Source organism: Shewanella sp. DNRA4, assembly GCF_012843185.1.
In the GTDB taxonomy this organism is placed as follows: Bacteria; Pseudomonadota; Gammaproteobacteria; order Enterobacterales; family Shewanellaceae; genus Shewanella; species Shewanella xiamenensis.
Genome location: NZ_JABAIP010000013.1, coordinates 51082 through 64192, shown reverse-complemented (window position 1 = coordinate 64192; position 13111 = coordinate 51082). Strand labels below are relative to the sequence as shown.

Annotated in this window: 13 protein-coding genes; 1 reads left to right on the top strand and 12 read right to left on the bottom strand. The window is 48.8% G+C overall.

Annotated elements, in window-relative coordinates; all coding sequences use genetic code 11:
* Position 1 precedes the first annotated feature (1 nt).
* From HG547_RS14930 to recG, 12 genes are all read right to left on the bottom strand, one after another.
* Entirely contained in the window at positions 2-436 is a 435-nt protein-coding gene (locus HG547_RS14930) for an acyl-CoA thioesterase (RefSeq protein WP_169548254.1), read from the bottom strand.
* Positions 433-1998 carry an aromatic amino acid ammonia-lyase gene (locus HG547_RS14925; protein ID WP_169548253.1) on the bottom strand — a complete coding sequence of 522 codons (1566 nt, stop codon included), beginning with the start codon at positions 1996-1998 and terminating at the stop codon, positions 433-435. Before HG547_RS14925 ends, HG547_RS14930 begins: the two co-directional genes overlap by 4 nt.
* The gene (locus HG547_RS14920; RefSeq protein WP_169548325.1) at positions 1995-3803 is read right to left on the bottom strand and encodes a glycosyltransferase family 2 protein; all 1809 of its coding nucleotides are present in this window, start codon (positions 3801-3803) and stop codon (positions 1995-1997) included. Before HG547_RS14920 ends, HG547_RS14925 begins: the two co-directional genes overlap by 4 nt.
* A gap of 20 nt (positions 3804-3823) precedes the next feature.
* A complete protein-coding gene (locus tag HG547_RS14915) occupies positions 3824-4198 on the bottom strand; it encodes a thioester dehydrase (protein ID WP_169548252.1) in 375 nt (124 codons plus the stop codon).
* On the bottom strand, positions 4191-5555 hold the full coding sequence (locus HG547_RS14910; RefSeq protein ID WP_169548251.1) for an AMP-binding protein: 1365 nt from the start codon (positions 5553-5555) through the stop codon (positions 4191-4193). Before HG547_RS14910 ends, HG547_RS14915 begins: the two co-directional genes overlap by 8 nt.
* Entirely contained in the window at positions 5552-6100 is a 549-nt protein-coding gene (locus HG547_RS14905) for a hypothetical protein (RefSeq protein WP_169548250.1), read from the bottom strand. Before HG547_RS14905 ends, HG547_RS14910 begins: the two co-directional genes overlap by 4 nt.
* Positions 6100-6348: an acyl carrier protein gene (locus tag HG547_RS14900; RefSeq protein WP_011074023.1), complete on the bottom strand. Its 249-nt coding sequence runs from the start codon at positions 6346-6348 to the stop codon at positions 6100-6102. Before HG547_RS14900 ends, HG547_RS14905 begins: the two co-directional genes overlap by 1 nt.
* Before the next feature lie 9 nt (positions 6349-6357).
* Positions 6358-6612, bottom strand: coding sequence for a phosphopantetheine-binding protein (locus tag HG547_RS14895; protein WP_011074022.1), 255 nt, complete (start codon positions 6610-6612; stop codon positions 6358-6360).
* On the bottom strand, positions 6590-7447 hold the full coding sequence (locus tag HG547_RS14890) for a lysophospholipid acyltransferase family protein (RefSeq protein WP_037427684.1): 858 nt from the start codon (positions 7445-7447) through the stop codon (positions 6590-6592). Before HG547_RS14890 ends, HG547_RS14895 begins: the two co-directional genes overlap by 23 nt.
* Positions 7440-8180 carry a beta-ketoacyl synthase chain length factor gene (locus HG547_RS14885; protein WP_169548249.1) on the bottom strand — a complete coding sequence of 247 codons (741 nt, stop codon included), beginning with the start codon at positions 8178-8180 and terminating at the stop codon, positions 7440-7442. Before HG547_RS14885 ends, HG547_RS14890 begins: the two co-directional genes overlap by 8 nt.
* Before the next feature lie 366 nt (positions 8181-8546).
* Positions 8547-9440, bottom strand: a complete 894-nt coding sequence (locus tag HG547_RS14880) for a DUF3014 domain-containing protein (RefSeq protein WP_169548248.1) — start codon at positions 9438-9440, stop codon at positions 8547-8549.
* Positions 9441-9615: 175 nt separating this feature from the next.
* Positions 9616-11691, bottom strand: coding sequence for an ATP-dependent DNA helicase RecG (gene recG, locus HG547_RS14875; RefSeq protein WP_169548247.1), 2076 nt, complete (start codon positions 11689-11691; stop codon positions 9616-9618).
* Between the two features lie 355 nt (positions 11692-12046).
* Between recG and HG547_RS14870 the strand changes: the two genes are divergently transcribed.
* Entirely contained in the window at positions 12047-13105 is a 1059-nt protein-coding gene (locus tag HG547_RS14870) for an ABC transporter substrate-binding protein (RefSeq protein WP_169548324.1), read from the top strand.
* The last annotated feature ends 6 nt before the right edge of the window (positions 13106-13111 follow it).

The window sequence follows — 13111 nt, the reverse complement described above, 5'->3', positions numbered from 1 at the left end:
TTCATTCGTTATCAACCTTTGCTAGCAGCGGTGCGATTTTGCTGCGAAACACCTCTGGCGTCACAAAGCACATTTCTTGGCTCGTCATATCCACCGCCGCCTGAATGGTATAGCCCTTAGTAATGCGCTCACCCGTTGCTGTATCACGGATTTGATAATTGATTTTTAGGCGATTTTCCCACTCAACTAACTCGGCACGCACGGTAATATGTTGCTCGAAGGTGCTGGGCTTAACGTATTTGATCTGCACATCAATAATCGGCCAAGCGTAGTTCGAGGCTCGCATTTGGCGGTAGTTGTAGCCTAACTCGTCGAGCAATTTGCAGCGGGCAATTTCGAAATAACGCAGGTAATTACCATGCCAAGTGATCCCCATCGAATCCACATCGTGGAAGGGGATCTGCATGTCCATTTCTATGCTAAGCAAGGCTTTCATCGGCATACTTCCCATTCGCCCGCTTGGATTTTCGCCACGGTTTGGCGCAATACGGCTTCGAGCGGTCTGTCTTCGACTAATGGCTCAAAGTCAGCGCGCACTTGGGCGAGCGTGGTCGCCAGCGAAGGGGTCAGTGAGGCTTCGTCTAACTCGTTTTGTTTAATACGAAGATCAATGCCTTGGGTCATGGCGAGCAGCGCTGCGGCGGCAACTTGTTCTGTCAGTTGCAACACGCGCATACAGTCACGGGCGGCGATAGTGCCCATGCTGACTTTATCTTGGTTATGGCATTCGGTTGAGCGTGAGAAAACGCTCGCGGGCATAGTGTGTTTCAGTGCTTCCGCCGTCCAAGCTGAAACGCCGATTTGCACCGCCTTAAAGCCATGGTTGATGGCGCGACGTGTACCAGTCGAACCCGAAAGGTTAGCGGGTAAACCGTTGTTAAACTTAGGGTCCATCACTAATGCCATTTGGCGATCGATCAGATCGGCGATATTGGCCACAGTATTTTTTAAGGAGTCCATCGCAAAGGCGATATGCCCGCCGTAAAAATGGCCGCCATGGAGAATATGCTCGCCTTCAGCATCGACAATCGGGTTGTCGTTGGCGCTGTTGACTTCGGTCTCGATAAATTGGCGCATAAAGGGCAGCGCGTCTTGCAATACGCCAATAATGTGCGGCGCGCAGCGGATGGAATACCTGTCTTGCAATCTGTCGGAATTGCGCGGGTGAACATGGTGGTTCAAATCTTCCCGTATCCAAGTGGCGATTTGGTTTTGCCCTGGATGGGGTTTGGCGGCAAACAAAATATCGTCGAAATGGTTGGAGTTGCCTTTAAGGGTTAACGACGCCATGGCGGTAATGCGGCTGGCTAAACGCGCTAAATATTGTGCGCGATCAAAGGCTAAACAGGCTAATGCCGTCATCACTGCCGTGCCATTCATCAGGGCTAAGCCTTCCTTGGGGCGTAGCACATGGGGCGTGATATTCAGCTCGCGGTAAACTTCTTTGGTGGCTCGGCGCTCGCCTTTATAAATTACCTCACGCTCACCAACCAGCACGGCGGCAAGGTAAGACAATGGCGTTAAATCGCCACTGGCACCGACTGAACCTTCCTCTGGGATCACTGGCACGATATTGAGATTAAGCAAGGTTTCGATGCGCTTTAATAACTCATAGGTGACACCTGATTTGCCAATCGCGAGGGAGTTTAAACGGCAAGCCATCACGGCGCGCGCCTGCATTACGCTTAAGACTTCGCCGAGGCCACAACCATGAAAACGGGATAAATGCAGTGGCAACTCGTGGACTAAGTCGAGACTCACGTTGACTGTGCAAGAGTCGCCATAGCCGGTGGTGACGCCATAGACCACACCTTCTTCGTGCAGCAAACTATCGATAAAGCGGGCGCCTTTTTGGATATATTCTTGATAATCGGCATCATCACAGAGTTTGACCTTGGCGCCCTTAGCCACGGCAACGACTTGCTCTAATGTGAGTAACTGACGGCCAAATTCGATTGGCGACTCAACGGTTGTCGTGTGAGTAACTGCGTGGCTCATAAATGCTCTGTCCTGTCTGTAGTGCGCTCCTGCTCTGGGAGTGCTGCTGTCGTTTTGTGGGCGGATGTCGCGCGGTTAACCTGGTTATCATCCCGCCAAAAATCAAAGAAGTTAAACCATTGCAAGGGCTGACGCCTTGCATAGTGTTCGAGGCGTTCGCTGTAGCGAGAAACGGCCTGTTGGAGTCGTTCCATTCTGCCCGCTCGTGGGCCTTTAAGTGTCTCGGCGAAGCGTTCTAAATGCACTCGATAACGCCCTTGCTCGCGCAGGCAAAACATCAGATACACAGGGCAATCTAAGAGTCCGGCCAGAATAAAGGGCCCCTGTGGGAAGGCTGCCTCTTCACCCATAAATGGCGCATATACCACGCGTCCTTGGGAGTGGGATGAGGTTCTATCGCCAGCAATCACCACTAGCTCACCGTCTTCAATCTTTTGCTGTAGCAGCATAGAGGTGGCGGGATTAAGCTCGGTTACTTGGATCAAATTCAGCGTGCTATCGGGGTTTAATTGCTTGAGGACATTATTAAAGTTTTCGGCATGGCTGGTTAACACCATGACATTCACTTTGACCTTGCGCTGGTGGATTGAAATCGCGCGGCACAGTTCGAGATTACCCAAGTGGGAGACCAGCAGCACGGCACCTTTGCCACTTTCTAGCTGATCGGCTAGCACCTGGCGGTCGGGAAAATCCACTTGGCTTAATTGAATACGGTTGCACCAGGCATCGATTCTATCGAGCGCCGCATTACCAAAGGCGAGAAAGTGGTTCAGGCTATCGCGCCAGCGAATGGGGCGATTCAATTGCGGATGTTGCGGCTCGAGGCGCTGCACGCGTCGCAGGAAATCCAACGAGGCTTCGCGGCTGACTTTGCCGGTCAGGAAGAAATAGCAAATTACCGGATACATAATGGCGCGGCATAGCCAATGGCCACCAAAACGGTAGCTTTCGACTAACAGTTTGATACCCCAATAACTGCCGCGCTCCTTCATGGCTGACCAATGGGTCGCAGTATGAGCAGATGACGTCGATTTCGCCGCTTGTTTACGGCGCAGCAACTGCGGCAGACGTTTTAACATGCCGAAAAATAGCCGCGTGTGCAGTTTAGTGATACGCACATTGTCGGCCACACCTTGAAAGTGGCTGACGCCATTTTCGGGATAAATGACCTTTGTGGGGTGAAACAGAATTTCTACCCCTTGCCAGTAGAGTTTTACTAGGATTTCGATATCGAAATCCATCCGCTCTGTTAGTGCTTGTTGGCTGAAGAGACGTTCGGTGGCAGCTAGGGGATATACCCTAAATCCGCACATAGAATCTTGAATATCAAAGCTTAAGGTTTCGACCCATACCCAAAAGTGGGTGAGATAACGGCCGTAGAGTCGCCCCTTGGGCACGGACTCATCGTACTCTGGCTTACCCGAGATCAGTGCATCCGGCTTGGCCTGCGCCTTGGCGAGCATGGCGGGGATATCGCTCAAATTATGCTGGCCATCGGCATCGATCTGTAGCGCATGGGTAAAGCCATCGCGATAGGCGCGGCGAAGCCCCGTCATCACAGCCGCGCCTTTACCACGGTTATAGGGGTGTTGCAGTAGCGTCACCCAGTCGTGTTGCTCCGCCAAGGATTGCAGCAGATAGCGGGTCTCATCGTTGCTGCCATCGTCTATCAAATAGCAGGGCAGATTAAGAGTGGCGAGCTCGGCCAAGGTCTGGGCGATAGCGGCGCTGTGATTGTAATTGGGGATCACCAGTGCCAGCTTGATTGGGACTGGGCCCATTAAATCACTTGGCGGGGCTAATATTATGTCGTTCATTCCGTCGCTCACTGCGCCGCTCCATCACCTTGCTGGCTGGCAAAGCTGATACGGCCTGAGGCATAGCGGTGGTCGCCATCGCTGTAGGCAAAGGTGAGTTTTTCCTTGGCGGCATTGTGACTGATGATTAAGGTCACTTCCTGCCCTGGCAGAATAAGCTGTTGAAACTTTAGTACTTCTAAATTAGCGACCGCAGCGTTGTAACCAAAATGCTCGCAACCTAAGCGCACGGCCCAATCGAGTTGGGTCACGCCGGGGAGTACGGCTTGCTCGGGGAAATGGCCGTTAAAATATTCGAGATCGGCGGCGACCAGCAGGCGTAATTCGATGCTATCAGGGCCGAACTCTGATGTGAGTATCGGCGGTAAACTCGACTTAATCATGGTCAAATAACTCAACTAGCTGGGCGGCGACACGCTTACCCTGAGTGTTTAACGGTAGGGTGTCGGGGTAACGCCAACGGCGCGGTAAGGTTACTCGTTCAAACTGGGTCAGTAGATGCGCTTTTAACGCATTGTTGATACTGAGTTTTCCCTGCTCTTGATGCACGCTACGGCCCAATGGTGACAGGGTGATCACCGCCCCTAGCTGGGATTTAAACTGGGGTAATACGACCAAGGCGGCCTGCTCGACATAGGCGTGGCTACAGAGCAAGGTCTCCATTTGCGCCAGTGAAAGACGTTTTTCTTCAATCTTAACGATGCGATCGAGTCTTCCCTTGAGCCTGAATTGGCCATTGGCCATCGGCTCGATTTTATCTTCACAACGTAACCACTGATCGTCAGCCAAATAGGGCGACTTCAGCAGCAGGGCACCATCGTCAGCGTCTTGGTCTATGGTAATTTGTTCAAACACTTGCCAAGGTTCGTCAGCCTCGTGTTGGCGACGATAGGCGATACCGCCGGTTTCGGTGCTGCCGAAAATCTCGATAGGTAAATGGCCGTAACATTGGGCGACACCCTGGGCGGCGGTGAAACTTAAGGGGCCGCCAGAGCTAAAGACCAAGCTGGGTGAACGTAATTGGCGTTCATGCTCTAGCGCCTTAGGCAAACGGGATAATTGCGCTGGGCTACTGATGAGGCACAAATTCGGCAACAGTGCGGTGTAGTAGCTTAAGGTCTCTGGGTATTCAATTTGCTCGCTTAAAAAGGGGCGACTGGCGGCTAAGGGCCAGAGGATTTTAAACAGCAAGCCATAGATATGCTGATGGGAAACGGTTGAGACCACACTGCAATGGGGCAAATGTTCGGCGAAGGTATGCTCGAGCACAGTCACTTCGGCATCGAGCTGCCTTAAGCTCTTGCGAATGGCCTTAGGCTCGCCACTGCTGCCCGAGGTAAACAGCACCAGTTCACCAAAGGTGTCGCTCTTGGGCCAAGATTTTGTGGGCAGACTCAGCTCTTTATTCAATAGGATAAAGGCGTGACTCTCGCACAATGGCTTGTCGGACAATATGCCTTCAAATTGGTGTGTTAATTCGCTCAAGGTGCCGGTTTGGGTGTTGGGCGGCAAAATAATTTCTTTACCCGCCAAGAGTGCGGCACATAGGCCAACGGCAAACAGATCGCTGGTATCACTCGCCAGTAGCCATTTTCGCTCAGGCGCTTGGCGCAGCTGCTCATAAAAATGGGTCACCTGATTGGTAAACAAGGTACCTGTGACTATGTCATGGTGGTTAAAGCTGATCAGTTGTTGGGCGAATGGCCCCTGGATTAACCAGTTTTTGAGTAGCTGTGTCATGTTTTCTTCAACCAAAAGCTGCGATATAACCATTCCCCACCGAGGAGCAGTCCCATGAGTAAGTATGCAATCAAACCGTTGTACAAGGTCCAAGTTGCTAAGCTGGTAAATGCGGCGGTATAGGCCGCCATTGAGCCATTAAGGATAAATAAGCCGCACCAAAGTAGGGTGACTTTTTTAAGGTAGCCTATGGCTTCATCCGGCAAGTCGGGTTCTTTTAACCGCGCGAGCCGCTCTATCATGCTTGGGCCTTGGTATAGCGAGTAGCTAAACAGGGCTAACATGGTGAGATTAATCACCACCGGGTAATACAACAGCCAGTCACTACGTTTTGCCGCAAAACTGCCAGCAGTGAGCGCGATCCCCACAAGCAAAGGCAAGGCTAATGTCTTAACTCTTTGCTTTTGCAGCATTAAACGCACTACTAACAACAGGCAAAGCACTAGGGCGATTGTGCCTGTGGGTAGATAGTTTAGCCCCAAATACACGGCAACTGGGTAGGCGATCAGCGCGAGTGCGGTGAGCACCTGTAGCAGGACGCGCATTAGTCTTTTACTAGGCCTTCAATGGCGTTGACCACATCATTGACGGTACGAACTGATTTAAATTCATCGGGTTGAATTTTTTTGCCTGTCAGTTGTTGCAGCTTAATCACCAGATCGACGGCATCAATACTGTCCAGATCTAACTCTTCGTAAAGATTGGCGTCGGGGGTAATCGCATCGGCATCGATTTCAAACTCATCCACTAAAATCGTGGTCAGCATAGCGAGGATTTGTTCACGGTTTTGCATTTTCCTCTCCTATGGGCGCTGTGATTCGATAAATTTAGCAAGGCTGGCCACACTGTAAAAATGCGCCTTAGTGCTATCCGAGTTGGCTTCGATTTTGACATCAAACTTTTTCTTGATGGCTAAACCTAACTCGAGGGCGTCGATAGAATCGAGTCCGAGTCCGTCACCAAATAGGGGGGCATCGGTTTCAATATCATCAATACTGACATCTTCTAGGTCGAGGCAGTCGATAATTAACTGTTTAATTTCGTTGTGTAAAGTCATAATTATTTTCGAGTTGTTGTTGATAATATTGTTCAAGGTCCCGAGTTAATTGTCGGGCCATTTTCGCATGCTCACCCAAAGGGGCTTGATAGGCTTGGTGAGGAATTGGATTGCCGATTTCGACGGCCATCCCCATGGTTTGCCTTGGGATCTCATACCAAGGCTGTTCCTTTGTCAAACCTCGTACATTGGTGCGCAAAACCACAGGTAAAATATCGGCTTGGGTACGAATAGCAATATTGGCGGCGCCCCGGGCAAATTCATTAATTATTGAGCCAAATACTGTGCGCGTACCTTCAGGGAAGATAATTAAATTAGTGCCTCTGGCGAGCACTTCGCGGCAATCTTCGAGCATCAACTCTGCGCCGCGATTCGGGATATAACCTGCGCAGGAAACCACACCACGTAAAAACGGATTACGCCAAAGGCCTTGTTTAACGATACAACCCGCATTGGGCATGAGGCTGATCAACACCACCACATCGACGAGACTCGGGTGATTGGCGATGACGATCACCCCTTTGGCGCTATGTAACTGCTCGGCATTATGGGTGCTCACGTTGATCACCCCAGCCCACGTCAACATAGCGACAAAGCCTTTAAACATAGTGTGCACCGCTTTTTGCACGCGGATAATCCTCGCCTCCGGTGTGCCGGGCCAAAAACGCAGTAACGGCAATATGGTGAGCGAACTTAACAGTCCACCTAAACCAAAGGCAATATAGCAACTGACGCCACCGAGCCAACGGGGAATATAGTTGATTCCCGTGCGGCGTTTTTCGGGCAGCGTATAAGCGACATTGAACTGTGCCCCCTGTGGAGCGGGATTAGCCATGTTCTACGCTCCAGTGCCAATGGGATAAACAGCCAGCAATGTTTTGTGAGGTCGCTAGAGCATGGATCAACATGCCGTAGGACAGCGCAGGAGTAACTTGTTGCTGTGCTTGAGTCAGTTGGCTTAGGGTGAGCTTTACGGACGAGCGATGACAAGCGGGCGCGAGGGTAAAACCTAAGGCTAAGGGGAGTTCATACTCTTGGGTAAACTCATCGTATACCGGTGGCACAGGATCATCGCCAAAGATCAGTAATAACGGCTCTGTTGATTGATGTAGCTGGGCGAAAGCTTCCACCATGGCTTGGGAAAGGGTTTCAGTGCCTGCGGCAATTGAGGTCGAAGGAGCGGTGTTATTGTGTAAAATGCCAAAAATACCGCTGCCAGTGTTGTGCACCGACTGACTAAAACCTAAGGGCGAAAGCGGTTGTTTTTGAATAATATCTTCGAGTAGACCAATAGTACGGTGCAGCTCGCCGTGGCGAGAAGCAAATATCGAACGGCAGTTAGGCGGAGCATCGCATTGAAAACTCACATCCAACATCATTTTTGTTAAACGACTAAAGCGCCTGCGCTGCATGGCTGGCACTTGGGGAAGCGCCGGAGATATGCTGTCAGTGGGTGAAGCCTCTTTGGTCGTTTCAGCCGAGTGCTTGCACCAAGTTTGCCAGTCATCATGCTGCTGATAGTTTGGAGCCCACGCCCCCCAAGAGAGGATGCTGAATCTGAGTTGCACTACTTTGCCTCGACACTATTTAAAGCTGTCTTAGTTATCCCTAACTAAGCGAAAACATTAATGAATTGACTGGCTTATCGCTATTTGCTCGTTGGATGAACGAACACAATTCCCCCATTTATTGAACGGCACATTCTACACTAAGTCCTTAGTTTTAATGAAGTCATTTGCATATGCAAGGTTAATAAAATGCAATGAGATTTTGCTTTGTCACTGTTGGCTAACATAGTTTTCAGAACGGGATAAAGACAGGGAGTGTAGACTAAGTGGCTTAACCTCAGTTGAACAGGCTTTGATATCAATAATAAACAGACGCTTGAGGCGCCTGTTTATTATTAATAATGTCACTATTGATTGAATATCAATCTATTGTGCGAGTTGGCTTTCCATTTTACGCAGTGCAGCTTTCACTTTACGAGTGTTCTCTGGTCCCATACGAACAAGCAGTTTTTGGGCACTAGGTAAGGCTTCCAAATTGGGATCAACGAAGCGATAGTTGACGCTAATTGAACTCAGCTCAATGGGTTCTTCAATAATTGGCGCTGCGAGCATCACCTTAATTGCTTGTAGCATTCTGTCATTGAATTTGGCGTTGCTATAACCCAGTTCAGCGAAGGCTTCATCAAATAGCGGCGTGAGTTGCTTGTAGGTGTGCATTAAGCTTTGCTCATCCATATTGGCAATGACGGTCGCGTAGGCATCGTATCTGTGGTAACTCTCTGGATTTAAATACACTTTGTTAGTGATTTCCGCCACGGTAAAGAGTTTTTCAGGGCCCTTAATTGGGCTGACTTTGCGGGTCAATTCGCCCTGCGCCAAATTATCCACGAAGACTACAAACTGACGGATCAAATCTTGTGTGACTAAGGATGAACCTACGACATTATTACTGATAAGTGCCAGTGCTTTTTGATGCACAAAAGCATCACTCTCAGGCAAGTTTGGCACCGTTTCTACGGGCGCTTGAGGCTCAACGGTGGTGGTTGAGTCAGTTTCTGTCGAGGTCGTTTGTGGTGTTACGTTTTCCACTGGAGTGGTTTCAGGCTCAGGGTTTGTTTCCAGAGTAAGCGGTTCTGACGATGGCGGCTCTGGTAGTACTATCGGTGCATTAGGAATGAGTTTGGGTGAGTCATCTTTACTATAGTAGTAATAACCTGCCGCAGAGAGCAGGATGACGAGCACAATCGCAATCAATGCAAAGCGATTACTGCTAGACGAGGTCTCTTGAGGTGTAATTCTATCATCTTGATTAACTTGCATTTTACATCCTTCGCTTCAGTGTCAAGGTAATGTGGTGAATATCATGCAGCTAACATTAAAGTGCAAGTGCCGCCTTTTAGGTTGCAAGTCCATTTTGCAAGTTTACACGCGCTTGTCCATAGCGGTTAGCTGAACAGGTTGAATTTATTTTACCTTGAAGGGGTTAGCTTAAGGTTTACGCTTGAACATATTGTTGCCTATGCCCAAGCCAACGATGAATAATGGCATCAACCGCATCGGGTGCTTGCGACATCACATGATTCGCAAGCTTTTGGATATGTGGTATAAGCGCTTGATCTCTAACTAAATCAGCTATCTTAAGTTCGGCTAGCCCAGTCTGTTTAGTGCCTAACACTTCACCGGGACCACGGATCTCTAAGTCTTTCTGTGCGATAACAAAACCATCATTACTCTGCCGCAGGACATTCAACCGCTGACTTGCGGTTTGACTCAGTGGCGCCTTGTAGAGTAACACACAATGACTGGCTACGGCACCGCGCCCTACTCGTCCTCGCAGTTGATGCAACTGGGCAAGTCCCAATCGTTCGGGGTTTTCGATTATCATCAGGCTAGAGTTAGGGACATCGACGCCGACCTCAATTACTGTGGTTGCCACCAATAAGTTGATGGTTCCCGCTTTAAAGTCAGTCATAATTTGTTGCTTTTCAGCACTTTTCATCCTGCCGTGTACTAAACCTATGGTCAGCTCCGGCAGCGATAGTCGTAATTCTTCGGCAGTATCTTCGGCGGCCTGGCACTCGAGGACTTCGGATTCTTCAATCAAGGTACAGACCCAATAGGCTTGGCGCTTGTCCGTGATCACGCTGTTGCGGACGCGCTCGAGTACTTCATTACGGCGCGAATCGGGTATGGCGACTGTGGTGACGGGTGTGCGCCCAGGGGGTAACTCATCGATAATCGAGGTGTCTAAATCGGCGTAGGCTGTCATGGCTAACGTCCGTGGGATCGGGGTTGCCGTCATAATCAACTGATGGGGATGAAACCCTTGATTGATACCTTTTTCCCTGAGTCCCATCCGCTGGTGGACACCAAATCGGTGCTGCTCGTCGATGATGATCAAGGCGAGCCTGTGGAAGATAACCTGCTGCTGAAAAATGGCGTGGGTGCCGATCACCATTTGTGCGGCGCCAGATTCAATATCCGCTAAGGATTGCGCCCGAGCTTTACCTTTAAGCTTACCCGCAAGCCAACCGACTTTTAATCCAAGAGGTTCAAACCACGCGGCAAAGTTAGCTGCATGCTGCTCGGCGAGTAATTCGGTGGGCGCCATCATAGCCACTTGATAGCCGTTTTCAATCGCTTGAAGGGCGGCGAGGGCGGCGACTAAGGTTTTGCCTGAGCCGACATCCCCTTGCACTAAGCGCATCATGGGGTGCGGTTGTGCTAAATCTTTACCTATTTCGGCAACGACACGTTGCTGCGCGCCTGTGGGTTTAAAGGGCAGTGAGGCGAGAAAAGGGTTTAGTAATTGCCCTGTGGCATGCATGGTCACGGCGGCGTCGAGGTTACTGCGTTGCCTAAGGCGCAGCATGCTCAGGTTGTGGGCGAGTAATTCTTCCTGCACCAGTCGCTGCTGCGCGGGGTGTTGACCAAGTTCTAAATCAAATTGTGAAATCCCCGCATGGGGGCGATGCAGGGTTTGCAGCGCCTGTTTTAGGCTCATGTTGTTTGGCTGCAAATGGGCGGGTAATAACTCGGTCAAGCCGCCATCTTCTAATAATTCAAGCGCCTGTTCGGTGAGCTTAATCCAACTCGCCTGTTTTAAGCCCTCGGTGGTGGGATAAATCGGCGTAAGTGTATCGCTTAGGTGAATATCCTCACCCGGATAGACGATTTTATATTCGGGGTGCACGATTTCCGCTTGATGACTTCCGCGACGAATTTCGCCATAGGCACGGATCATTAATCCATTTTGCATCGCATTGCGCTGCGCCATTGAAAAGTTAAAAAAGCGCAGGCTCATGCTGCCAGTATCGTCACGCACATTGCAGACGAGCATGCGTTTACGGCCTTGAAGGATTTGAGTCGACTGGATTTCGGCCTCAATGGTGCCGTAATTTCCGGGCATGAGTGCGGCGATGGGATAGATTTGCGTGCGGTCTTCGTAGCGCAGGGGCAAGTGAAACAGCAGATCTTGTACTGTTGTGATGCCGAGTTTGGCGAGTTTTTCCGCGACTCTTTTGGCGACGCCCTTGAGTTCGGTGATCGGAACAAGATCCAATTGCTGCAAGTCGTTAGCACTCAATCACTGTGAATTTATACATATACTAACAGAGAATAAACGTAAGGCAATCTTGAGGGATTGACTGTGGTTAAGTGCGCTATGTAAAGAGGCTGAATGAGCAATATTGGAATTAAAAATGGCCTCTTATCTTATGCGTCGAGTTATCTTATTAATATTAAATGAATATTCTATAATTTCGAGCTTAAAACAGGAGCAAAAATTAATATTCTTTATTATAAAGTACACTTTTTGTTATTTTGTGGTTTAATCGAAGTGTTGGTTGCCATTGAGTTGTTTTGGTAATTATGCGGTAACAAGGTTGTGAATCGATAATAATAAAGTGACCTCTGTGATGGATCACATGCGGGGAAACACGGTCGAGGAGTACTCGCCTTTGCATCTATTATGTTTACGTTGTTTATGGATAGGCATACTGTGTTTTGCTTTGCCTGCGTGGGCTAAATTGGATGTGGTTTTTTTTAATCCAGGCGCGGTTACGGATAGCTTTTGGGGTGATGTCGATAAATTAATGCAGGTGGCTTCATCAAAGCTTGATATTAATTTGCAAATCATACATTCAGATCGCAATCACTTTAAAATGATTGCTCAATTAGAAACGTTATTAAAATCTCAGCCATCACTTCCTACTCATATTATTTTAGTGAATGAGAAGCAGTCTGCGATAAAAATGTTGCAGATGCTTTATCAATATCCCATATATGTTCAATTGATTTTAAATGATATTTCTGTCGCCGAGCGAGAACACTTATTGGCAGATCCACATTGGCAAACTTATTTATTACCAGCGATTATCCCAGATAACTATGCTATTGGTGCTGATACCGCTAAAAATTTGCTAAGTCGTTTAGAAAATAAAAAGGCTAAGGTTTTATTAATCTCGGGCGATAAATCTACGCCCGCATCAGTGTTAAGAACTCAAGGCGCTAATGATTATTTCTTTATGCAACCCAATGTTATTGTTACTCAAACAGTATATGGTCAATGGCGTGAAGATATTGCTTATGATCAAACATTAACCTTGCTCAGCCGTTATCCGGATTTAACCTTAATCTGGACGGCGAACGATAAAATGGCTATCGGAGTGGTAAAAGCACTCCGTGAAAAGGGCCTTGAACCTGGACGTGATGTACTGGTCAGTTCGATTAATACTTCCCCTGAGATTTTGTCGCTCTGCCAAGAACGTAAAGTGAGTGCTCTTGGAGGTGGGCATTTTTTAGCGGGTGCTTTAGGGTTAATTCAGCTCAAACAATACCAAGAGACCCAACGTTATTCCTCCTATAAGGATATAGAACTCTTTAGGGTACTTAATCCCGATTCAGCTTTTTATCAGAAGTTAGTTGCAAGGGATTGGGCTGGGATTTTTAAGACACAAATAGTGGATAAGTTATCACAACAGTAATTAATA